This window comes from Klebsiella sp. SYXHC3 (genome assembly GCF_057196925.1).
On sequence record NZ_JBXUNG010000008.1, the window covers coordinates 60,528 to 84,342 of the forward strand.

Annotated in this window: 20 protein-coding genes; 16 read left to right on the top strand and 4 right to left on the bottom strand. The window is 56.4% G+C overall.

Features of this window, described 5'->3' with window-relative positions; genetic code table 11:
- Position 1: 1 nt before the first annotated feature.
- The 4 genes from leuC to leuL all read right to left on the bottom strand — a co-directional run bounded on the left by leuC (position 2) and on the right by leuL (position 4,247).
- A complete protein-coding gene (gene leuC / locus AC2CGP_RS18605) occupies positions 2-1,402 on the bottom strand; it encodes a 3-isopropylmalate dehydratase large subunit (RefSeq protein WP_015368263.1) in 1,401 nt (466 codons plus the stop codon).
- A 2-nt stretch (positions 1,403-1,404) separates the two neighbouring features.
- Complete coding sequence (leuB, locus tag AC2CGP_RS18610) at positions 1,405-2,496, bottom strand: 3-isopropylmalate dehydrogenase (RefSeq protein ID WP_015368262.1); 1,092 nt, start codon at positions 2,494-2,496, stop codon at positions 1,405-1,407.
- The gene (gene leuA / locus AC2CGP_RS18615) at positions 2,496-4,067 is read right to left on the bottom strand and encodes a 2-isopropylmalate synthase (RefSeq protein WP_370611198.1); all 1,572 of its coding nucleotides are present in this window, start codon (positions 4,065-4,067) and stop codon (positions 2,496-2,498) included. Before leuA ends, leuB begins: the two co-directional genes overlap by 1 nt.
- A 93-nt stretch (positions 4,068-4,160) precedes the next feature.
- Entirely contained in the window at positions 4,161-4,247 is an 87-nt protein-coding gene (gene leuL, locus AC2CGP_RS18620) for a leu operon leader peptide (protein WP_020079614.1), read from the bottom strand.
- Positions 4,248-4,850: 603 nt separating this feature from the next.
- On the opposite strand from leuL, the gene leuO reads away from it, so the two are divergent.
- The 16 genes from leuO to AC2CGP_RS18700 all read left to right on the top strand — a co-directional run bounded on the left by leuO (position 4,851) and on the right by AC2CGP_RS18700 (position 23,814).
- Positions 4,851-5,819 carry a transcriptional regulator LeuO gene (leuO, locus tag AC2CGP_RS18625; RefSeq protein WP_015704394.1) on the top strand — a complete coding sequence of 323 codons (969 nt, stop codon included), beginning with the start codon at positions 4,851-4,853 and terminating at the stop codon, positions 5,817-5,819.
- 389 nt (positions 5,820-6,208) lie between these two features.
- Entirely contained in the window at positions 6,209-7,933 is a 1,725-nt protein-coding gene (ilvI, locus tag AC2CGP_RS18630; RefSeq protein WP_032706640.1) for an acetolactate synthase 3 large subunit, read from the top strand.
- Positions 7,934-7,935: 2 nt separating this feature from the next.
- Positions 7,936-8,427: an acetolactate synthase small subunit gene (gene ilvN, locus AC2CGP_RS18635; protein ID WP_015368257.1), complete on the top strand. Its 492-nt coding sequence runs from the start codon at positions 7,936-7,938 to the stop codon at positions 8,425-8,427.
- A gap of 197 nt (positions 8,428-8,624) precedes the next feature.
- Positions 8,625-9,629, top strand: coding sequence for a catabolite repressor/activator (gene cra, locus AC2CGP_RS18640; RefSeq protein ID WP_015704397.1), 1,005 nt, complete (start codon positions 8,625-8,627; stop codon positions 9,627-9,629).
- A 638-nt stretch (positions 9,630-10,267) separates the two neighbouring features.
- On the top strand, positions 10,268-10,726 hold the full coding sequence (mraZ, locus tag AC2CGP_RS18645) for a division/cell wall cluster transcriptional repressor MraZ (protein WP_015368255.1): 459 nt from the start codon (positions 10,268-10,270) through the stop codon (positions 10,724-10,726).
- Between the two features lies 1 nt (position 10,727).
- Positions 10,728-11,669, top strand: a complete 942-nt coding sequence (gene rsmH, locus AC2CGP_RS18650) for a 16S rRNA (cytosine(1402)-N(4))-methyltransferase RsmH (protein WP_015368254.1) — start codon at positions 10,728-10,730, stop codon at positions 11,667-11,669.
- Positions 11,666-12,031, top strand: a complete 366-nt coding sequence (gene ftsL, locus AC2CGP_RS18655) for a cell division protein FtsL (protein WP_015704398.1) — start codon at positions 11,666-11,668, stop codon at positions 12,029-12,031. The genes rsmH and ftsL overlap by 4 nt, the downstream gene beginning before the upstream one ends.
- A gap of 15 nt (positions 12,032-12,046) precedes the next feature.
- On the top strand, positions 12,047-13,813 hold the full coding sequence (locus tag AC2CGP_RS18660) for a peptidoglycan glycosyltransferase FtsI (RefSeq protein WP_015368251.1): 1,767 nt from the start codon (positions 12,047-12,049) through the stop codon (positions 13,811-13,813).
- Positions 13,800-15,287, top strand: a complete 1,488-nt coding sequence (gene murE, locus AC2CGP_RS18665) for a UDP-N-acetylmuramoyl-L-alanyl-D-glutamate--2,6-diaminopimelate ligase (RefSeq protein WP_015704399.1) — start codon at positions 13,800-13,802, stop codon at positions 15,285-15,287. The genes AC2CGP_RS18660 and murE overlap by 14 nt, the downstream gene beginning before the upstream one ends.
- A complete protein-coding gene (gene murF, locus AC2CGP_RS18670) occupies positions 15,284-16,642 on the top strand; it encodes a UDP-N-acetylmuramoyl-tripeptide--D-alanyl-D-alanine ligase (RefSeq protein ID WP_015704400.1) in 1,359 nt (452 codons plus the stop codon). Before murE ends, murF begins: the two co-directional genes overlap by 4 nt.
- The gene (gene mraY / locus AC2CGP_RS18675) at positions 16,636-17,718 is read left to right on the top strand and encodes a phospho-N-acetylmuramoyl-pentapeptide-transferase (protein WP_004204335.1); all 1,083 of its coding nucleotides are present in this window, start codon (positions 16,636-16,638) and stop codon (positions 17,716-17,718) included. Before murF ends, mraY begins: the two co-directional genes overlap by 7 nt.
- 2 nt (positions 17,719-17,720) lie before the next feature.
- On the top strand, positions 17,721-19,037 hold the full coding sequence (murD, locus tag AC2CGP_RS18680; protein ID WP_015704401.1) for a UDP-N-acetylmuramoyl-L-alanine--D-glutamate ligase: 1,317 nt from the start codon (positions 17,721-17,723) through the stop codon (positions 19,035-19,037).
- Positions 19,037-20,311, top strand: coding sequence for a cell division protein FtsW (gene ftsW, locus AC2CGP_RS18685; protein WP_015368247.1), 1,275 nt, complete (start codon positions 19,037-19,039; stop codon positions 20,309-20,311). The genes murD and ftsW overlap by 1 nt, the downstream gene beginning before the upstream one ends.
- Positions 20,308-21,378: an undecaprenyldiphospho-muramoylpentapeptide beta-N-acetylglucosaminyltransferase gene (gene murG, locus AC2CGP_RS18690; protein ID WP_015368246.1), complete on the top strand. Its 1,071-nt coding sequence runs from the start codon at positions 20,308-20,310 to the stop codon at positions 21,376-21,378. The genes ftsW and murG overlap by 4 nt, the downstream gene beginning before the upstream one ends.
- 47 nt (positions 21,379-21,425) lie before the next feature.
- Positions 21,426-22,901 (top strand): UDP-N-acetylmuramate--L-alanine ligase, encoded by a 1,476-nt coding sequence (gene murC, locus AC2CGP_RS18695; RefSeq protein ID WP_048230126.1) that lies wholly within the window; start codon positions 21,426-21,428, stop codon positions 22,899-22,901.
- Positions 22,894-23,814, top strand: coding sequence for a D-alanine--D-alanine ligase (locus tag AC2CGP_RS18700; RefSeq protein WP_015368243.1), 921 nt, complete (start codon positions 22,894-22,896; stop codon positions 23,812-23,814). The genes murC and AC2CGP_RS18700 overlap by 8 nt, the downstream gene beginning before the upstream one ends.
- Position 23,815: the final 1 nt, after the last annotated feature.

Sequence of the window (23,815 nt, forward strand, 5' to 3'; positions counted from 1 at the left end):
CTTATTTCAAGTTACGGATATCGGCGAAATGGCCGGTTACCGCTGCCGCCGCGGCCATCGCCGGGCTGACTAAATGGGTGCGTCCGCCGCGGCCCTGACGGCCTTCAAAGTTACGGTTGCTGGTAGAGGCGCAACGTTCGCCGGGATTCAGGCGGTCGTTGTTCATCGCCAGACACATGGAGCAGCCCGGTAAACGCCACTCAAAACCGGCGTCGATGAAAATCTTATCCAGACCTTCGGCTTCCGCCTGCGCTTTCACCGGTCCGGAGCCGGGAACGACCAGCGCCTGTACGCCCGGCGCCACTTTACGCCCTTTGGCAATTTCCGCCGCCGCACGTAAATCTTCGATTCGCGAGTTAGTACAGGAACCGATAAAGACTTTATCGATCGCGACCTCGGTCAACGGCACGCCGGATTTCAGGCCCATATAGGCCAGCGCTTTTTCGGCACTGGCGCGCTCGACCGGATCGCTGAACGACGCCGGATCCGGGATAATATCGGTAACCGAGATGACCTGGCCTGGATTGGTGCCCCAGGTGACCTGCGGCGCAATCTCTTCCGCCTGCAGCGTCACCACGGTATCGAAGGTGGCGTCATCATCGGTTTTCAGCGTTTTCCAGTATTCCACCGCGTCGGCGAAATCCTGGCCCTTCGGCGCGTGCAGGCGGCCCTGCACGTAATTGAAGGTCGTCTCGTCCGGCGCGACCAGACCCGCTTTGGCGCCCATTTCGATTGCCATATTGCACAGGGTCATACGGCCTTCCATGCTCAGGTCGCGAATGGCTTCGCCGCAGAATTCGACCACGTGACCGGTACCGCCGGCGCTACCGGTTTTGCCGATGATCGCCAGCACAATGTCTTTCGCGGTAATGCCCGGCGCCGCTTTGCCACGAACCTCGATTTTCATGGTCTTCGCGCGACCCTGTTTCAGGGTCTGGGTTGCCAATACGTGTTCCACTTCGGATGTGCCGATACCGAACGCCAGCGCGCCGAATGCGCCATGGGTCGCGGTATGGGAATCGCCGCACACGATGGTCATCCCCGGCAGGGTGACGCCCTGTTCCGGGCCCATCACGTGTACGATGCCCTGGAACGGGTGATTTAAGTCATACAGCTCAACGCCAAATTCTTTGCAGTTCTTAATCAGTTCCTGCATCTGGATGCGGGCCATTTCGCCGGAGGCGTTGATATCTTTGGTCTGCGTCGAGACGTTGTGATCCATAGTGGCGAATGTTTTACCCGGCTGACGCACCTGGCGGCCATGGGCGCGCAGCCCGTCAAACGCCTGCGGAGAGGTGACTTCGTGCACCAGATGGCGGTCGATATACAGCAGCGGGGTTTCGTTCTGCGCTTCGTACACCACGTGCGCATCAAACAATTTTTCGTATAACGTCTTTGCCATGATTACACCCCTTCCGCGACATAGCGGGCAATGATATCGCCCATTTCATCTGTACTGACCGCCGCCGTACCGCGCGCTAAGTCGCCGGTACGAATGCCTTCTTCTAATGCGCGGTTGATAGCGCGTTCAATGGCGCTCGCCGCGTCGCCCGCATCCAGGCTGTAGCGCAGCAGCAGCGCCAGCGACAGGATTTGCGCAATCGGGTTGGCGATATTTTTGCCCGCGATGTCCGGCGCCGAGCCGCCCGCTGGTTCATACAGTCCAAAACCTTGCTCGTTGAGGCTGGCGGACGGCAACATGCCCATAGAGCCGGTGATCATCGCGCACTCGTCGGACAGGATGTCGCCAAACAGGTTGGAGCACAGCAGTACGTCGAACTGCGACGGATCTTTAATAAGCTGCATGGTGGCATTATCGATATACATATGCGCCAGTTCGACGTCCGGATACTCTTTGCCAATCTCGTTGACGATTTCGCGCCACAGGATAGAAGACTGCAGGACGTTGGCTTTATCGATTGACGTCACTTTATGGCGACGCTTGCGCGCCGATTCAAAGGCAATACGCGCGATGCGCTCAATTTCAAAGCGATGGTATACCTCGGTATCGAAGGCTTTTTCGTGCTGGCCGCTGCCTTCACGACCTTTCGGCTGACCGAAGTAGATGCCGCCGGTCAGTTCGCGCACGCACAGAATGTCGAAGCCATTGGCGGCGATATCGGCGCGCAGCGGGCAGAATGCTTCCAGCCCCTGATACAGTTTAGCCGGGCGCAGGTTGCTGAATAATTTGAAGTGCTTACGCAGCGGCAGCAGCGCGCCGCGCTCCGGCTGTTCGGCCGGCGGCAGATGTTCCCACTTCGGGCCGCCGACGGATCCGAACAGAATCGCGTCAGCCTGCTCGCAGCCATCAACGGTGGCTTGCGGCAGCGGCATGCCCTGACGGTCGATGGCGATGCCGCCCACGTCGTACTGGCTGGTGGTGATACGCATTGAAAAACGGTTACGAACGGCTTCCAGTACTTTCATCGCCTGGTTCATCACTTCCGGGCCAATTCCATCACCCGGCAAAACGGCAATATGATAATTCTTCGACATTACACGGTTTCCTTGTTGTTCTCTTTATTATGAGCCTGGCGTTGCAATTCTTTTTCGACTTCGGCGGCGCGCCAGATGTTGTTAAGCACATGTACCATCGCTTTTGCTGAAGATTCGACGATATCGGTCGCCAGGCCGACGCCGTGGAAGCGGCGACCGTTGTATTCCACGACAATATCCACCTGACCCAGCGCATCTTTGCCGTGGCCTTTGGCGCTTAAGCCATACTTCACTAAGTCGATGTTGTAGTCTGTCACACGGTTGATTGCCTGGTAGATAGCGTCAACCGGGCCGTTGCCGTTGGCGGCTTCGGTTTTGATGTCATCACCGCAGGCCAGCTTGATAGAGGCGGTAGCGATATCGCTGGAGCCAGACTGGACGCTGAAGTAGTCCAGACGGAAATGCTCTGGCTCTTCCTGCTGTTTATTGATAAATGCCAGCGCTTCCAGGTCGTAGTCGAAGACCTGGCCTTTTTTATCCGCCAGCTTCAGGAACGCGTCATACAGATGATCCAGGTTGTAGTCGCTCTCTTTGTAGCCCATCTCTTCCATACGGTGTTTCACCGCCGCGCGACCGGAGCGTGAAGTCAGGTTCAGCTGTACCTGGTTCAGGCCGATGGATTCCGGGGTCATGATTTCGTAGTTTTCGCGGTTCTTCAGCACGCCATCCTGATGAATACCGGAAGAGTGGGCGAAGGCGCCGGTACCGACGATAGCTTTGTTAGCCGGGATCGGCATATTGCAGATTTGGCTGACGGTCTGGCTGGTACGCCAGATTTCATGGTGATTGATATTGGTGTGCACGTTCATGATGTCTTTGCGCACCTTGATCGCCATGATGACTTCTTCCAGCGCGCAGTTACCGGCGCGTTCGCCGATACCGTTCATCGCGCCTTCTACCTGACGAGCGCCTGCGTGGACGGCGGCGAGGGCGTTGCCGACGGCGATACCTAAATCATCATGGGTGTGGACTGAAATAATTGCTTTATCAATGTTTGGTACGCGTTCATACAGGCCGCTGATGATGTTGGCGTATTCGAATGGCATGGTGTAGCCGACGGTATCCGGGATATTAATGGTCGTGGCGCCGGCGCGGATAGCCGCTTCAACGACGCGAGCCAGATCGTCGATCGGCGTACGGCCTGCGTCTTCACAGGAGAATTCCACGTCGTCGGTATAGTTACGCGCACGTTTCACCATATAAATAGCGCGTTCGATGACTTCATCCAGCGTGCTGCGCAGCTTGGTGGCGATATGCATCGGAGACGTGGCGATGAAGGTGTGGATGCGGAACGCTTCCGCCACTTTTAAGGATTCCGCCGCCACGTCGATATCTTTCTCAACGCAGCGCGCCAGCGCGCAAACGCGGCTATTTTTGATGGTGCGAGCGATGGTCTGTACCGATTCAAAATCGCCCGGGGAAGAAACCGGGAAACCGACTTCCATTACATCGACGCCCATACGTTCGAGGGCCATGGCGATCTGCAGCTTCTCTTTCACGCTCAGGCTGGCCTGTAACGCTTGTTCCCCATCACGTAAGGTCGTATCGAAAATAATGACTTGCTGGCTCATGGTTGAGATCCTTAATCTGTTGCCTGGCGCCTTGCTTCGAGCATAAAAAAACCCGCGCAATGGCGCGGGTTTAGTGTCTTGCTGGAAGATGACTTAACGCTGAACGTCGCCCAACAGCCTACCGCGCACAATGGATGCGTTTAGTAGTAGTAGGCTGGTGAAGCGAGTGGTGCGAATCATGCGTCATACTCCAGTTGAAATCGATATGCTTTTAGAGTTACTGGATAGCGGTTTTGATGTCAACCCCAGGCAAGATAAAAACTGTTTTTAACCCGTCAGATGAATTAGCTAATTGTGCTGGATTATCCCTCATTTCGCCGACGATCCTTTTTGAGACATTCATCGACTGCTGGAAAAATAAAACAATTAGAAAAAATAATTTTCATTCAAGGACTCAATGTCAATGGGGGATGCCTGGTTGATAAGGTAATGAAACATAAAGTGTTATATGCCTTTTACCTTTATGCGCTGCCGCATTTAGTCGTTCGAAAGGATAACGAAGTGTTAATTTTTATCAGGTAAAAAATAGATAGTTAATTAATACTTAAATTGCAATTAACTATTGGTGGTGTTGTTTATTCCTGTGATCTATGGGTACACTTTATATCATCAAGTAAATGATATGTTTTAGGCGGGTTCCGGTGATATCCAGTGAGGTTTTTCGTCGCTACTCATAACCTTGATATATTCCTAAAATTCCATTTTGCCCTTTTGCAGATTTAATATGCATGATAAATGATATTGTCTTAATTAATTACTGCACTTTGGTAAAAGGAATTTAGCGTGACGGTGGAGTTAGATATGTTAATTGAAAATACTGAATATAAATCAGCCCCGGGACAGGAAGTCGTCAAACCACAACTGCGGATGGTGGATCTTAACCTGCTGACCGTCTTTGATGCGGTGATGCAGGAACAAAATATTACCCGTGCGGCCCACACTCTCGGCATGTCCCAACCGGCGGTGAGTAACGCGGTATCTCGTCTCAAGGTAATGTTTAATGATGAACTGTTCGTTCGCTATGGGCGCGGCATTCAGCCAACGGCGCGGGCCTACCAGCTGTTCGGCTCAGTACGCCAGGCATTGCAACTGGTGCAAAATGAGTTGCCGGGTTCCGGTTTTGAACCGCTGAGCAGTGAGCGCGTATTTAACCTCTGCGTTTGTAGCCCATTGGATAATTACTTAACCTCGCTAATATTTAATAAAGTTGGTGAAATCGCGCCAAATATTCATCTGGTCTTTAAATCAGCGCTACATCAAAACACCGAACATCAGCTGCGTTATCAGGAAATTGAATTCGTTATCGGTTATGAAGAGTTCCGTCGCCCGGAGTTTGCCTGCATACCTTTATTCAAAGATGAAATGGTTCTGGTGGCCAACCGTAAACATCCGCGTATTTCCGGGCCGCTAACGGAAGCGGATATTTATCAGGAAGAGCACGCGGTCGTCGCATTGGATCGTTATGCGTCATTTAGCCAGCCGTGGTATGACTCCGTGGATAAACAATCCTGTATTGCTTATCAGGGTAATGCCATGGTTAGCGTATTAAACGTGGTGTCGCAAACCCACATGGTGGCAATAGCGCCACGTTGGTTGGCCAATGAATTCGCTGATAAATTAGATTTGCAGATCTTACCGTTGCCGCTGAAGGTCAACAGCCGTACCTGCTTCCTCTCCTGGCACGAAGCGGCCGGTCGTGATAAAGGCCATCAATGGATGGAAGAGTTATTGGCGAATATCTGTCAGCGCTAATCGACGTTATCGACCAACGGCGGCGAAAGCGCCAGCTTATCTGAGTAAACTTTAAAAAAGCAGAATATTATTCTGTTTATCACCGCGGGTTCTCGCAACCCGACGGTGAAAAATGGATGATTTTCTGCCGTAAGCCGTTTCTCCCGAGTATTGGCTATCTCATTTTGTTATTCCTGAAGCAATCCTCCATATATTTCTCCAGATGCTTTCTTTTCTGCTTTTAAGAGGCGCGCTATACGCTCTCAGGCGAATTGCCTGCCTGTTGGCGAGCAGTTATGTTAATGCACAGCAAGTCGTTCACCTCAATGCGCTGTCTTGACGGCGCATCATACGACGCGCGCGGAAAATGACTTCCGCCGTCGTGAAAACAATAAGCCTGGAGGCAAACCATGGAGATGTTGTCAGGAGCCGAGATGGTCGTCCAATCGCTTGTCGATCAGGGCGTCAAGCAAGTATTCGGCTATCCCGGAGGCGCGGTCCTCGATATCTATGATGCATTACATACCCTCGGCGGCATTGACCATGTGCTGGTCCGCCATGAGCAGGCGGCGGTGCATATGGCCGACGGGCTGGCGCGCGCAACCGGCGAAGTCGGGGTGGTGCTGGTGACCTCCGGTCCGGGAGCGACAAACGCTATTACCGGTATCGCAACGGCTTACATGGATTCTATTCCACTGGTCATTCTTTCCGGGCAGGTCGCCACCTCGCTGATTGGCTACGATGCCTTCCAGGAGTGCGATATGGTCGGTATCTCGCGCCCGGTGGTCAAACACAGTTTCCTCGTGAAACAGACTGAAGATATCCCCGGGATTTTAAAGAAAGCCTTCTGGCTGGCGGCCAGCGGCCGACCGGGGCCGGTAGTGGTCGATTTGCCGAAGGATATTCTCAATCCGGCGAAAAAGCTGCCTTATGTTTGGCCGGATGCGGTCAGCATGCGTTCCTATAACCCGACAACCAGCGGTCATAAAGGGCAGATCAAACGTGCGTTGCAAACGCTGGTGGCGGCGAAAAAACCGGTCGTATACGTTGGCGGTGGGGCAATCAATTCGCAGTGTGAAGCACAGCTGCGTACGCTGGTCGAAAAGCTGAAGCTACCGGTGGTCTCTTCATTAATGGGTTTAGGCGCTTTTCCGGCGACTCATCAGCAGGCGCTGGGGATGTTGGGGATGCACGGTACCTATGAAGCCAACATGACCATGCATCATTCCGACGTTATTTTTGCAGTCGGCGTCCGCTTTGACGATCGTACCACCAACAATTTGGCTAAGTACTGCCCGAACGCCACGGTGCTGCATATTGATATCGATCCCACGTCGATCTCCAAGACCGTCCCGGCGGATGTGCCGATCGTCGGCGACGCGCGCCAGGTGCTTGACCAGATGTTTGATCTGCTTGAGCAGGAAGAGAGCCAGCAGCCGCTGGATGAGATCCGCGACTGGTGGCAGCAGATCGAACAGTGGCGTTCCCGTCACTGTCTGCAATACGACACGCAAAGCGGCAAGATCAAACCACAGGCGGTAATCGAGGCTATCTGGCGCCTGACCAACGGTGATGCTTACGTGACTTCCGACGTTGGACAGCATCAGATGTTCGCCGCGCTCTATTATCCATTCGATAAACCACGGCGTTGGATTAACTCCGGCGGCCTCGGCACGATGGGCTTTGGCCTGCCAGCGGCACTGGGCGTGAAGATGGCGCTACCGCAAGAAACCGTTATCTGCGTGACCGGCGATGGCAGCATCCAGATGAACATTCAGGAGCTTTCCACCGCCCTGCAGTATGAACTGCCGGTGCTGGTGCTGAACCTGAATAACCGCTACCTCGGAATGGTAAAGCAGTGGCAGGATATGCTCTATTCTGGCCGCCATTCGCAGTCCTATATGGAATCGCTGCCGGACTTCGTTCGCGTCGCCGAGGCTTATGGCCACGTTGGTATTCGTATCAGCGAGCCGCAAGAGCTTGAAGCGAAGCTGGCGGAAGCCCTGGAGCAGGTGCGTAATAATCGTCTGGTGTTCGTTGATGTTACGGTTGATGGTAGCGAGCATGTTTATCCCATGCAGATCCGCGGCGGCGGCATGGACGAAATGTGGTTGAGCAAAACGGAGAGAACCTGATTATGCGCCGGATATTATCTGTATTACTGGAGAACGAATCGGGAGCGTTATCCCGGGTGATCGGCCTCTTTTCGCAGCGCGGCTACAATATTGAAAGCCTGACGGTAGCGCCAACCGACGATCCGACGTTGTCCCGCATGACCATCCAGACGGTGGGCGACGAAAAAGCCATTGAGCAGATTGAAAAGCAATTACATAAGCTGGTGGACGTGCTGCGGGTCAGCGAACTGGGTCAGGGCTCCCACGTCGAACGTGAAATCATGCTGGTGAAAGTGCAAGCCAGCGGTTATGGCCGCGAAGAGGTGAAACGCAACACCGAGATCTTCCGCGGGCAGATCATTGACGTCACGCCATCTATTTATACCGTGCAGTTGGCCGGAACCAGCGATAAGCTGGATGCGTTCCTGGCTTCTTTACGCGATGTCGCGCGCATTGTTGAAGTGGCGCGATCCGGAGTAGTCGGCCTGTCGCGCGGCGATAAAATCATGCGCTAACCCCTGACAAACTGACGTAAAAACAGCCCGACACGAACTGTCGGGTTATTTTTTTGCGAATTCCGTAGGAACTGTGGACGAAAGCGGTTGCCGCGCTATCTATTCTGCGTTTAGATGTTATAAAAATGGAACTCTATACTCTAATGAGTATGTCTATTTAATGGTTGTTTTTTGTACTTCTTACCCAAGGGGCAATTGTGAAACTGGATGAAATCGCCCGGCTGGCCGGTGTTTCAAGAACCACCGCGAGCTATGTGATTAATGGCAAAGCGAAGCAGTATCGCGTCAGCGATAAAACGGTCGAGAAGGTGATGGCGGTGGTGCGCGAGCACAACTACCACCCGAATGCGGTCGCTGCTGGCCTGCGCGCAGGACGCACGCGTTCAATCGGTCTGGTGATCCCGGATCTCGAAAATACCAGTTATACCCGTATTGCGAACTATCTGGAGCGCCAGGCGCGTCAGCGCGGCTACCAGTTGCTGATCGCCTGCTCGGAAGATCAGCCGGATAACGAAATGCGCTGTATTGAGCATCTGCTGCAGCGTCAGGTGGATGCAATTATCGTTTCGACTTCGCTGCCGCCGGAGCACCCGTTCTATCAGCGCTGGGCGAACGATCCTTTCCCGATTGTCGCGCTCGACCGCGCGCTCGATCGTGAACACTTTACCAGCGTCGTCGGCGCCGATCAGGACGACGCCGAGATGCTTGCCGCCGAGCTGCGCAAATTCCCCGGTGACCGAGTGCTCTATCTGGGAGCGCTGCCGGAGCTGTCGGTGAGCTTCCTGCGTGAGCAGGGTTTCCGTTCAGCCTGGAAAGACGACCCGCGCGAGGTGAACTTCCTCTATGCCAACAGCTATGAACGCGAAGCCGCGGCCCAGCTGTTTGAACGGTGGCTGGAAACGCATCCGATGCCGCAACTGCTGTTCACCACCTCTTTCCCGCTGCTGCAGGGGGTGATGGACGTCACGCTGCGCCGTGAGGGCAAACTGCCATCTGAGCTGGCCATCGCCACCTTCGGTGATAACGAACTGCTCGACTTCCTGCAGTGCCCGGTGCTGGCGGTCGCGCAGCGTCATCGCGACGTTGCCGAGCGCGTTTTAGAGATTGTACTGGCAAGCCTGGATGAACCACGTAAGCCGAAACCGGGCTTAAGTCGTATACGTCGTAATCTCTATCATCGCGGAAGTTTGAATCGTCGCTGATTCATTTGCGAAAAAAGGTTAAGATTCTTCGTAGGTTATTCGCCAGATGGATCAGCATCTGGCGATATTCCATACAATTTACGTAGAGATTCGTAAATCTATTCGCTTTCAGACAAATCCCTAAACTTCTTTACGCCTTATTTTGTTTTATTCTGGAGCAGGCTTTTTTTGTATCCAAATGGTGCAAGAAAAAGCGCAGCGGCATTAATTTGAATTGTTTTGTTACATTCTTCGTAATAATTGCTGAATTAACAATCGCTTTATCCCACCTTCACCGCCGCTGAGAGCGTCAGGCCGCGGCACAAGTGCTTCTCCGTCCACAACAGGCACTGTTAACGGACATCAGAATGACCTAAAATGCCGCTCGCGTCGCAAACTGACACTTTATATTTTCCCGCTGAAGATATTTTGTCGTTTTTAACTGTTACGGGTTTGTTGGTTATTTTCTTACACGTATTCATAACGTTAATTTGCCTCGTTTGTTGGTGATTTATTCATCAGGGCTAATATCGGCTGTAAATAATGGGTTTTTGCGCTCCGTTGGCATTAGTGCTGGCTTGACAAGCTTTTCCTCCGCTCCGTAAACTCCTTTAGGTGGGAATTTGTGGGGTAAAGTGGCGAAAAGGGGTGAGGCTGGCATGTTCCGTGGAGCAACGTTAGTCAATCTCGACAGTAAAGGCCGTTTGGCCGTACCGACGCGCTACCGCGACGGGCTGATCGAGGATGCTTCTGGTCAAATGGTATGCACCATTGACATTCATCACCCGTGCCTGCTGCTTTATCCTTTGCCTGAATGGGAAATCATCGAGCAAAAATTGTCGCGTTTGTCGAGCATGAATCCCGTTGAGCGGCGCGTACAGCGCCTGCTTTTGGGGCATGCCAGCGAATGTCAGATGGATAGCGCCGGACGATTGCTAATCGCGCCGGTGCTGCGGCAACATGCCGGGCTGACAAAAGAAGTGATGCTGGTCGGACAGTTTAATAAATTTGAACTGTGGGATGAAACGACCTGGTATCAACGGGTCAAGGAAGATATCGACGCTGAGCAGTCCGCTACCGGTGAACTGTCGGAGCGCCTGCAGGATTTGTCTTTATAAAATGATGGAAAATTTTAAACATACTACGGTACTTCTGGATGAAGCCGTTAACGGCCTGAATATTCGTCCAAATGGTATCTACATTGATGGAACCTTTGGCCGCGGTGGTCACTCGCGTCTGATCCTCTCCCAACTGGGGGCGGAAGGGCGCCTGCTGGCAATCGATCGCGACCCGACGGCTATTGCCGTTGCGCAAACCATCGATGACCCACGCTTTTCCATCGTACATGGTCCTTTCTCGCAGCTGGCTGACTACGTCGCCGAGCGCAATCTTACCGGCAAGATCGACGGTATTCTTCTCGATCTTGGCGTTTCTTCACCGCAGCTGGACGACGCGGAACGCGGATTCTCCTTTATGCGCGATGGTCCGCTGGACATGCGCATGGATCCGACTCGCGGTCAGTCCGCCGCCGAATGGTTACAGACCGCCGAAGAAGCCGACATCGCCTGGGTAATCAAAACCTTTGGCGAGGAGCGTTTCGGTAAACGTATCGCGCGCGCGATCGTTGAGCGTAACCGCATTGAGCCGATGACCCGTACCAAAGAGCTGGCGGAAGTTATCGCGGCGGCAACGCCGGTGAAAGATAAGCACAAACATCCCGCGACCCGTACCTTCCAGGCGGTGCGCATTTGGGTGAACAGTGAACTGGAGGAGATAGAGCAGGCGCTAAAAAGCTCGCTCGGCGTGCTGGCCCCCGGTGGTCGGCTGTCGATTATCAGTTTCCATTCGCTGGAAGACCGCATTGTGAAGCGCTTTATGCGTGAGCAAAGCCGCGGTCCGCAGGTTCCAGCAGGGATCCCGATGACTGAAGAGCAGCTCAGGAAACTGGGCGGCCGTCAGTTGCGAGCACTAGGCAAGTTGATGCCGGGCGAAGAAGAGGTGGCAGAGAATCCACGCGCCCGTAGTTCAGTGCTGCGTATCGCAGAGAGGACGAACGCATGATCGGCAGAGTGACAGTAGCCTTAAGCAAAGTTAAAGGATCGTTAGGAAGCAACGAGCGCCATGCCTTGCCTGGCGTTATCGGGGACGATCTTCTGCGGTTTGGGAAGCTGCCACTCTGCCTGTTCATTTGCATCATCATAACGGCAGTGACCGTGGTGACGACGGCGCACCATACCCGTCTGTTAACCGCGCAGCGTGAACAATTGGTTCTGGAGCGTGACGCTCTGGATATTGAATGGCGCAACCTGATCCTCGAAGAGAACGCCCTTGGCGATCACAGTCGGGTTGAGCGGATCGCGACAGAGAAGTTGCAGATGCAACACGTTGATCCATCACAAGAAAATATAGTGGTACAGAAATAAGGATTATTGCGACGCATGAAAGCAGCGCCGAAAACGCCAAAAGCAAAACGTCAGGAAGAACAGGCCAACTTTATTAGTTGGCGTTTTGCGTTGCTGTGCGGATGTATTTTAATCGCTCTCGCCTTCCTGCTTGGCCGCGTCGCGTGGCTGCAGGTGGTGAGCCCGGATATGCTGGTGCGTCAGGGAGATATGCGTTCCCTGCGTGTGCAGGAAGTGTCAACCGCGCGCGGCATGATTACCGACCGCTCCGGCCGCCCGCTGGCGGTCAGCGTGCCGGTCAAAGCCATCTGGGCCGACCCGAAAGAGCTGCATGATGCCGGAGGCGTGACGCTCGATAACCGCTGGAAAGCGTTAGCCGATGCGCTGAACATGCCGCTGGACCAGCTGGCATCGCGCATCAACAGCAACCCGCGGATGCGTTTTATCTATCTGGCGCGTCAGGTGAACCCTGACATGGCTGACTACATCAAAAAACTGAAGCTGCCGGGGATTCATCTGCGTGAGGAGTCTCGCCGTTACTATCCGTCAGGCGAAGTAACCGCTCACCTCATTGGCTTCACCAACGTCGATAGCCAGGGGATTGAAGGGGTTGAGAAAAGCTTTGATAAGTGGCTGACCGGCCAGCCAGGCGAGCGTATCGTGCGTAAAGACCGCTATGGTCGCGTGATTGAAGACATTTCTTCCACCGACAGCCAGGCGGCGCATAACCTCGCGTTGAGCATCGACGAGCGCCTGCAGGCGCTGGTTTATCGCGAACTGAATAATGCGGTGGCGTTCAACAAAGCGGAATCAGGCACCGCCGTTTTGGTTGACGTCAACACTGGTGAAGTGCTGGCGATGGCGAATAGCCCGTCGTACAACCCGAATAATTTCGCGGGTACGTCCAAAGATACCATGCGTAACCGCGCCATCACCGACGTATTCGAACCGGGTTCAACGGTCAAACCGATGGTGGTGATGACGGCGCTGCAGCGCGGCATCGTCAATGAAAATACCGTGCTGAACACCATTCCATATCGAATTAACGGCCACGAAATCAAAGACGTGGCGCGCTATAGCGAATTAACCCTGACCGGGGTGCTACAGAAGTCGAGTAACGTCGGCGTTTCTAAGCTGGCGTTAGCGATGCCGTCCTCAGCGTTAGTAGATACTTACTCACGTTTTGGGCTTGGAAAGGCGACCAATTTGGGGTTGGTCGGAGAACGCAGTGGCTTATATCCTCAAAAACAACGGTGGTCTGACATAGAGAGGGCCACCTTTTCTTTCGGCTACGGGCTAATGGTAACTCCGTTACAGTTAGCGCGAGTCTACGCAACGATTGGCAGCTACGGCATCTATCGCCCGCTGTCGATTACCAAAGTTGATCCACCGGTTCCGGGCGAGCGCGTGTTCCCGGAATCACTGGTTCGTACCGTCGTTCATATGATGGAAAGCGTGGCGCTGCCCGGCGGCGGCGGCGTGAAAGCGGCGATCAAAGGGTATCGCATCGCGATTAAAACCGGTACGGCGAAAAAAGTGGGGCCGGATGGCCGCTACATCAACAAATATATTGCTTACACCGCAGGCGTTGCGCCCGCCAGCCACCCGCGTTTCGCGCTGGTGGTGGTGATCAACGACCCGCAGGCAGGTAAATACTACGGTGGCGCCGTTTCCGCGCCGGTATTCGGTGCCATCATGGGCGGCGTATTGCGCACCATGAACGTCGAACCGGATGCGCTGGCAACGGGCGAAAAAAGTGAATTTGTGATTAATCAAGGCGAGGGAACAGGTGGCAGATCGTAATTTGCGCGACCTTCTCGCTCCGTGGGTGCCAAATGCGCCGGAGCGAATTCTGCGAGAGATGACGCTGGACAGCCGCGTGGCGGCGTCCGGCGACCTCTTTGTCGCGGTACAGGGTCATCAGGCGGACGGGCGTCGTTATATCCCGCAGGCGATAGCGCAAGGTGTTGCTGCCATTATTGCTGAGGCGCAGGGCGAGGCCGCAGACGGCGAAGTTCGCGAGATGCACGGCGTGCCGGTCATCTACCTGAGCCAACTGAACGAGCGGTTATCCGCGCTGGCCGGGCGTTTTTACCAACAACCTTCGCAGCAGATGCGTCTGGTGGGCGTCACCGGTACTAACGGTAAAACCACGACTACGCAGCTGTTGGCGCAGTGGGCAAAGCTGCTCGGCGAAACCAGCGCGGTGATGGGTACCGTCGGTAATGGCCTGCTGGATAAAGTGGTGCCGACCGAAAACACCACCGGCTCTGCGGTCGATGTTCAGCACGTGCTTTCCGGCCTGGTAGGGCAGGGGGCGACTTTCGGCGCGATGGAAGTCTCTTCTCACGGGCTGGTTCAGCATCGCGTGGCGGCGCTGCAGTTTGCCGCCTCGGTGTTTACCAACCTGAGCCGTGACCACCTCGACTACCATGGCGACATGGAACATTACGAAGCGGCGAAATGGCTGCTCTATTCCACCCACCATTGCGGCCAGGCCATTGTTAACGCTGACGATGAAGTCGGGCGTCGCTGGCTGGCGAAACTGCCGGATGCGGTGGCGGTGTCGATGGAAGATCATATCAATCCGAACTGCCACGGCCGCTGGCTGAAGGCGACCGCGGTCAACTATCACGACAGCGGCGCGACCATTCAGTTTGACTCGAGCTGGGGCAAGGGCGAAATCGAAAGCCGCCTGATGGGCGCCTTTAACGTCAGCAACCTGCTGCTGGCGCTGGCGACGCTGCTGGCGCTGGGCTATCCGCTGGCGGATCTGCTGAAAACCTCTTCGCGTTTACAGCCGGTGTGCGGCCGTATGGAAGTGTTCAGCGCGCCGGGCAAACCGACCGTGGTGGTTGATTACGCCCATACGCCTGACGCGCTGGAAAAAGCGCTGCAGGCCGCGCGTCTGCACTGCAGCGGCAAGCTGTGGTGCGTCTTCGGCTGCGGCGGCGACCGCGACAAAGGTAAACGCCCGCTGATGGGCGCTATCGCGGAAGAGTTTGCCGATATCGTGGTCGTGACTGACGATAACCCACGTACCGAAGAACCGCGGGCGATTATCAATGACATTCTGACTGGCATGCTTGATGCCGGGCAGGTGAAGGTGATGGAAGGCCGCGCGGAAGCGGTGACCGGCGCGGTGATGCAGGCGAAAGCGAACGACGTTGTGCTGGTAGCGGGCAAAGGCCACGAAGACTATCAGATCGTCGGTAACCGCCGTCTGGATTATTCCGACCGCGTTACCGTTGCGCGTCTGCTGGGAGCGGTAGCATGATTCGCTTTACATTAAGCCAGCTCGCCGAGATCACCCGCGGCGAACTGCAGGGTAGCGATATCGCTATCGATGACGTGACGTCCGATACCCGCAAAGTCACGGCAGGTTGCCTGTTTGTGGCGCTGAAGGGCGAGCGATTCGACGCGCATGATTTTGCCGAACAAGCGAAAGCGGCGGGCGCAGGCGCGCTGCTGGTTAGCCGCCCGCTGGCCTGCGATTTACCGCAGGTGGTGGTGAAAGATACCCGTCTGGCTTTCGGCGAGTTAGCGGCCTGGGTGCGTCAGCAGGTGCCGACCCGCGTCGTTGCGCTCACCGGTTCGTCCGGTAAGACCTCGGTGAAAGAGATGACCGCGGCGATCCTCAGTCAGTGCGGCAACACGCTGTATACCGCCGGTAATCTGAACAACGATATCGGGGTTCCGATGACGTTGCTGCGTCTGAATAAAGATCACCAGTATGCGGTGATTGAACTCGGCGCCAACCATCAGGGCGAAATCGCCTGGACCGTCAGCCTGACGCGTCCGGAAGCAGCGCTGGTCAACAACCTCGCCGCCGCGCACCTCGAAGGGTTCGGCTCGCTGGCGGGCGTGGCTAAGGCGAAGGGCGAAATCTTTACCGGTCTGCCGCAAAACGGCATCGCGATTTTGAATGCCGACAACAATGACTGGCTGAACTGGCAGAGCGTGATTGGCGATCGCAAAGTGTGGCGCTTCTCGCCGAACGCGGCGAACAGCGACTTCACGGCGACCAACGTGCATATCACCAGTCATGGTACCGAATTTACGCTGCAGACCCCGTTCGGCAACATCGACGTACTGCTGCCGCTGCCGGGGCGCCATAACATCGCTAACGCGCTGGCGGCAACATCGCTGGCGATGGCGGTCGGCGCCGATATGGCCGCGGTGAAAACCGGGCTGGCGCAGCTGCAAGCGGTGCCGGGACGTCTGTTCCCGATTCAACTGGCGGAAAACCAGCTGTTGCTGGATGACTCCTACAACGCCAACGTCGGTTCGATGACCGCCGCGGTACAGGTGCTGGCGGAAATGCCGGGCTTCCGGGCGATGGTGGTCGGCGATATGGCGGAGCTCGGCGCGGAAAGCGCGGCCTGTCATCGCGAAGTGGGCGAAGCGGCGAAAGCGGCGGGGCTGGATTGCGTCCTCAGCGTCGGTTCCCTGAGCGCGGATATCAGCAGCGCCAGCGGCGTGGGCGAACATTTTAACGATAAAGCCGCCGTGGTAGCTCGCCTGCGCGAGCTGCTGGCAGAGCATAAAATCATGACCATTTTAGTGAAGGGTTCACGTAGTGCCGCTATGGAAGAGGTAGTACGCGCATTACAGGAGATTGCGACATGTTAGTATGGCTGGCCGAACATCTGGTCAAATATTATTCCGGCTTTAACGTCTTTTCCTATCTGACGTTTCGCGCCATCGTCAGCCTGCTGACCGCGCTGTTTATCTCTCTGTGGATGGGCCCGCGCATGATCGCCCGTCTGCAAAAACTGTCCTTTGGTCAGGTCGTTCGTAACGACGGCCCGGAGTCCCACTTCAGCAAACGCGGTACCCCAACCATGGGCGGGATCATGATCCTCACCGCGATTACCGTTTCCGTCCTGCTGTGGGCTTATCCGTCCAATCCATACGTCTGGTGCGTGCTGACGGTATTAATCGGCTACGGCATCATCGGGTTTGTCGATGATTACCGTAAAGTCGTGCGCAAAGACACCAAGGGCCTGATTGCCCGCTGGAAGTATTTCTGGATGTCGGTGATTGCGCTGGGCGTAGCGTTCGCGCTGTATCTGGCGGGGAAAGACACCCCGGCGACCGAGCTGGTAGTGCCGTTCTTTAAAGACGTGATGCCGCAGCTGGGACTGTTTTACATCCTGCTGGCTTACTTCGTCATCGTCGGCACCGGCAATGCGGTCAACCTGACCGACGGCCTCGACGGCCTGGCGATTATGCCGACCGTCTTCGTCGCTGCCGGCTTTGCGCTGGTGGCGTGGGCCACCGGGAACATGAACTTCGCCAACTACCTGCATATTCCTTATCTGCGTCACGCCGGCGAGCTGGTTATCGTCTGCACGGCGATTGTCGGCGCGGGCCTGGGTTTCCTGTGGTTCAACACCTACCCGGCGCAGGTCTTTATGGGTGACGTCGGTTCGCTGGCGCTCGGCGGCGCGCTGGGCATTATCGCCGTACTGCTGCGCCAGGAATTCCTGCTGGTGATTATGGGCGGCGTTTTCGTCGTGGAAACCCTGTCGGTTATCCTGCAGGTCGGCTCGTTCAAGCTGCGCGGCCAGCGCATCTTCCGTATGGCGCCGATTCACCACCACTATGAACTGAAAGGCTGGCCGGAACCGCGCGTTATCGTGCGCTTCTGGATTATTTCGCTGATGCTGGTGCTGATTGGCCTGGCGACGCTGAAGGTACGTTAATCATGGCAGATTATCAGGGTAAAAAAGTCGTCATTATTGGGCTGGGTATGACCGGCCTGTCATGCGTGGACTTTTTCATGGCGCGCGGCGTAACCCCGCGCGTGATGGATACCCGCGTCGCCCCAGCCGGGCTTGATAAGCTGCCGGAAGCCGTTGAGCGCCACGTGGGCGGTCTTAACGACGATTGGCTGCTGGCGGCGGATCTGATTGTCGCAAGCCCCGGGATTGCCCTTGCGCACCCTTCACTGAGCGCTGCGGCCGACGCTGGCGTGGAAATCGTCGGCGATATCGAGCTGTTTTGCCGCGAGGCGCAGGCGCCGATTATCGCCATTACCGGCTCTAACGGAAAAAGCACCGTCACTACCCTGGTGGGCGAGATGGCGAAGGCGGCGGGCGTGAACGTCGGCGTTGGCGGCAATATCGGCCTGCCGGCGCTGATGTTGCTGGATCCGGCGCGCGAACTGTACGTGCTTGAACTTTCCAGCTTCCAGCTGGAGACGACCTCCAGCCTGAAAGCCGTCGCGGCAACCATCCTCAACGTGACTGAGGATCATATGGACCGCTATCCGCTGGGGCTGCAGCAGTACCGCGCGGCGAAACTGCGGGTCTATGAAAATGCTAAAACCTGCGTGGTGAATGCCGATGACGCGCTGACCATGCCGGTACGCGGCGCTGACGAACGCTGCGTCAGCTTCGGCGTCGATGTCGGCGACTATCACCTTAACCGCCAGCAGGGCGAAACCTGGCTGCGGGTGAAGGGTGAGAAAGTGCTGAACGTGAAAGAAATGACCATCAGCGGCCAGCACAACTACAGCAATGCCCTGGCGGCGCTGGCGCTGGCGGATGCCGCGGGCTTGCCGCGCGCCAGTAGCCTGAAGGCGCTGACTACCTTCACCGGCCTGGCGCACCGTTTCCAGCTGGCGCTGGAGCATAACGGCGTGCGTTGGATCAATGACTCCAAGGCGACCAACGTCGGCAGTACCGAGGCGGCGCTGAACGGCCTGCATCTTGACGGCACGCTGTATCTGCTGTTGGGCGGCGACGGTAAATCCGCCGACTTCACGCCGCTGAAACGCTATCTTGGCGGCGATAACGTTCGTCTGTACTGCTTCGGCCGCGACGGCGCTCAACTGGCGGCGCTGCGTCCGGAAATCGCGGTGCAAACCGAAACCATGGAACAGGCGATGCGGCAGATCGCTTCGCAGGTCAAATCAGGCGATATGGTCTTACTGTCGCCAGCCTGCGCGAGCCTGGACCAGTTTAAAAACTTTGAACAACGGGGCGATGTCTTTACCCGTCTGGCGAAGGAGTTAGGTTGATGCGTTTCTCTCTCCCACGCCTGAAAATGCCACAGCTGGGCCTGCCCCGGTTGAAGCTGCCGCGACTGCCGGGAATGTTTATTTTTGCCTGGCTGTTCGCCGCGCTGAAAGGTTGGGTGATGGGCTCGCGCCCGAAAGATAACGATAGCCTGGTCATGTATGACCGGATGCTGCTGTGGCTGACCTTCGGCCTGGCGGCGATCGGTTTTATCATGGTGACCTCGGCATCAATGCCGGTCGGACAGCGTCTGGCGAACGATCCGTTCCTGTTTGCTAAGCGTGATGGTCTGTACATTGTGCTGGCCTTCGCGCTGGCGATGATTACGCTCCGTCTGCCGATGGAGTTCTGGCAGCGCCACAGTACCGCGATGCTGATCGCCTCGATTGTGATGCTGCTGATCGTACTGGTGGTGGGGAGTTCGGTTAACGGCGCCTCGCGTTGGATCGCGCTCGGGCCGCTGCGTATTCAGCCGGCGGAGTTTACCAAGCTATCGCTGTTTTGCTACATCGCCAACTATCTGGTGCGTAAAGCGGATGAGGTGCGTAACAACCTGCGCGGCTTCTTAAAACCGATGGGCGTGATTTTCGTACTGGCGATTCTGCTGCTGGCGCAGCCTGACCTCGGTACGGTTGTCGTACTGTTCGTGACCACGCTGGCGATGTTGTTCCTGGCCGGCGCGAAGCTCTGGCAGTTTATCGCCATTATCGGCATGGGGATCTCGGCGGTGGTGCTGCTGATCCTCGCCGAACCGTATCGTATTCGCCGCGTCACTTCCTTCTGGAACCCGTGGGAAGACCCGTTTGGCAGCGGCTATCAGCTGACCCAATCGCTGATGGCCTTTGGTCGCGGCGAGATGTGGGGACAGGGCCTCGGCAACTCGGTGCAGAAACTGGAGTATTTACCGGAAGCGCACACCGACTTCATCTTCGCCATTATCGGCGAAGAACTCGGTTATATCGGTGTGGTACTCGCGCTTTTAATGGTATTCTTCGTCGCCTTTCGCGCCATGTCGATTGGTCGCAAAGCGCTGGAGATTGACCACCGCTTCTCCGGCTTCCTGGCCTGTGCAATCGGCGTGTGGTTTAGCTTCCAGGCGTTGGTTAACGTCGGGGCGGCGGCGGGGATGCTGCCGACCAAAGGTCTGACCCTGCCATTGATTAGTTATGGTGGTTCCAGTCTGCTGATTATGTCGACGGCCATTATGTTTTTATTGCGAATTGATTATGAAACGCGCCTCGAGAAAGCGCAGGCGTTTACACGGGGTGTTCGATGAGCGGTCAGGAAAAGCGGTTAATGGTGATGGCGGGCGGCACTGGCGGACACGTGTTCCCGGGGCTGGCGGTCGCGCACCATTTAATGGACCAGGGCTGGCAGGTTCGCTGGCTGGGCACCGCCGATCGTATGGAAGCGGATTTAGTGCCGAAACACGGCATTGATATCGATTTTATCCGCATCTCCGGCCTGCGTGGCAAAGGGCTAAAAGCGCAACTGTTAGCGCCGGTGCGGATCTTCAACGCCTGGCGGCAGGCGCGGGCGATCATGAAACGTTTCCAGCCGGATGTGGTGCTGGGCATGGGCGGTTATGTTTCCGGGCCTGGCGGCCTGGCGGCATGGTCGCTCGGGATCCCTGTGGTGCTGCATGAACAAAACGGGATTGCCGGCCTGACTAATAAATGGCTGGCAAAGATTGCGAAGAAAGTGATGCAGGCGTTTCCCGGCGCCTTCCCGCATGCAGATGTCGTCGGGAATCCGGTACGTACCGATGTTCTCGCGCTACCGCTGCCAGGGCAGCGTCTGGTGGGCCGGCAGGGGCCGATTCGCGTGCTGGTGGTTGGCGGCTCCCAAGGCGCGCGCGTACTGAACCAGACTATGCCGCAGGTGGCCGCGAAGCTTGGCGATGCGGTGACTATCTGGCATCAGAGCGGAAAAGGCGGCATGGATACCGTGCGCCAGGCGTATGCCGCCGCCGGTCAGCCGCAGCATAAAGTGACTGAGTTTATTGATGATATGGCGGCAGCCTATGCCTGGGCCGATGTGGTTGTTTGTCGTTCCGGCGCGCTGACGGTCAGCGAAATCGCTGCCGCAGGTTTACCGGCATTGTTCGTCCCGTTCCAGCACAAAGATCGTCAGCAGTACTGGAATGCGCTGCCGCTGGAAAAAGCCGGCGCGGCGAAAATTCTCGAACAACCCGAGTTCACGGCGGATGCTGTGGCGGCCACCCTGGCCGGTTGGGATCGGGAAACCCTGATGGATATGGCGGAACGAGCGCGTGGCGCTTCGATTCCGGATGCTACCGAGCGGGTAGCGGAAGAGGTCAGCGCCGTAGCTTTGGCGCGCTAATCGCGGTGATTTTCACCGCCCGAATAAAGAAGTTGATGGCGTAAAGAATGAATACACAAGATTTGGCAAAACTGCGTTCCATAGTGCCCGAGATGCGTCGCGTCCGGCACATTCACTTTGTCGGCATCGGCGGTGCCGGTATGGGCGGTATTGCCGAAGTGTTGGCGAATGAAGGCTACCAGATTAGCGGCTCCGATCTCGCGCCGAATCCGGTGACTCAGCAATTGTCGCAGCTTGGCGCCACCATTTATTTCAACCATCGCCCGGAAAACGTGCGCGATGCCAGCGTTGTCGTGGTGTCCAGCGCGATCTCCGCGGATAACCCGGAAATCGTCGCCGCGCACGAAGCGCGCATTCCGGTGATCCGCCGCGCGGAAATGCTGGCGGAACTCATGCGTTTCCGTCACGGGATTGCGATTGCCGGTACGCACGGCAAAACCACGACCACCGCGATGGTATCCAGCATTTACGCCGAAGCCGGCCTCGATCCGACCTTCGTCAACGGCGGGCTGGTGAAGGCGGCGGGCGTACATGCCCGTCTTGGCCATAGCCGCTACCTGATTGCGGAAGCGGATGAGAGCGATGCGTCGTTCCTGCATCTGCAGCCGATGGTCGCCATTGTGACCAACATCGAAGCTGACCATATGGATACCTATCATGGAGACTTCGAGAACCTGAAGCAGACCTTTATTAACTTCCTGCACAATCTGCCGTTCTACGGGCGCGCGGTGATGTGCGTGGATGACCCGGTGATTCGTGAACTGCTGCCGCGCGTCGGCCGCCAAATCACCACCTATGGTTTTAGCGATGACGCCGACGTACGCATTGAAGAGTATCGTCAGCTGGGCGCGCAGGGCCATTTCCGCCTGGTACGCCAGGATAAAGAGGTCATGCAGGTGACGCTGAACGCGCCGGGCCGCCACAACGCGCTCAACGCTGCCGCGGCCGTTGCCGTCGCGACGGAAGAGGGCATTGAAGACGAGGCGATTCTGCGCGCGCTGGAAAGTTTCCAGGGCACCGGCCGCCGTTTCGACTTCCTTGGCGAATATCCGCTGGCGGAAGTCAACGGCAAGAGCGGTAGCGCGATGCTAATTGACGATTACGGCCATCATCCGACGGAAGTTGACGCCACTATCAAAGCGGCGCGTGCCGGCTGGCCGGATAAAAATCTGGTGATGGTATTCCAGCCGCACCGTTATACCCGTACTCGCGATCTGTACGATGATTTCGCCAACGTGCTGACCCAGGTTGATGCGCTGCTGATGCTGGATGTATATCCGGCGGGCGAAGCGCCGATCCCAGGCGCCGATAGCCGCTCGCTGTGCCGCACGATCCGCGGTCGCGGCAAAGTTGACCCGATTCTGGTTTCCGATCCGGCGCAGGCCGCGGAGATGCTGGCATCGGTATTGACCGGCGACGATCTGGTGCTGGTGCAGGGCGCCGGCAACATAGGAAAAATCGCACGTCACCTGGCTGAAATCAAACTGGTACCGCAAAAAACGGAGGAGGACCGACATGGCTGATAAAATCGCGGTTCTCTTCGGCGGAACCTCCGCTGAACGTGAAGTCTCGCTGAATTCAGGCGCTGCGGTGTTGGCCGGGCTGCGTGAAGGCGGGGTGGATGCTCACCCGGTCGATCCGCGCGACGTTGATATCACCCAGTTGAAGAACATGGGCTTTAAGAAAGCGTTTATTGCCCTGCACGGGCGCGGCGGCGAAGATGGCACGCTGCAAGGCCTTCTTGAGCTCATTCAACTGCCGTACACCGGCAGCGGCGTAATGGCTTCCGCTATTTCTATGGATAAGCTGCGCAGTAAATTACTGTGGCAGGGTGCGGGATTACCGGTCGCGCCGTGGGTTGCATTGACCCGCGCGCAGTTCAACGCAGGACTTTCTGCTGGCGTTTCTGAGCAGATTGCGGCGCTGGGGCTGCCGGTTATTATCAAGCCGAGCCGCGAAGGGTCCAGCGTCGGCATGTCGAAAGTTAGCGAAAGTTGTGCAATGCAGGATGCATTGGCGCTGGCTTTTCAGCATGATGATGAAGTTCTGATTGAGAAATGGCTCAGTGGCCCGGAATTTACCGTCGCTATCGTCGGTGAAGAAATTTTACCGTCAATTCGTATCCAGACGGCTGGAACCTTCTATGATTATGAGGCGAAGTATCTCTCTGATGAGACGCAATATTTCTGCCCTGGTTTTGAGGAACCCGCCCGCGAGTCAGAAATCCAGAGCCTGGTGCTTAAAGCCTGGAATGTTCTGGGTTGCAAAGGATGGGGACGTATTGATGTGATGCTGGACAGCGATGGCCAGTTTTATCTGCTGGAAGCGAACACCTCACCGGGGATGACCAGCCATAGTCTGGTGCCGATGGCGGCCCGTCAGGCGGGGATGAGCTTCTCGCAGCTTGTTGTACGAATTCTGGACCTGGCGGGGTGAT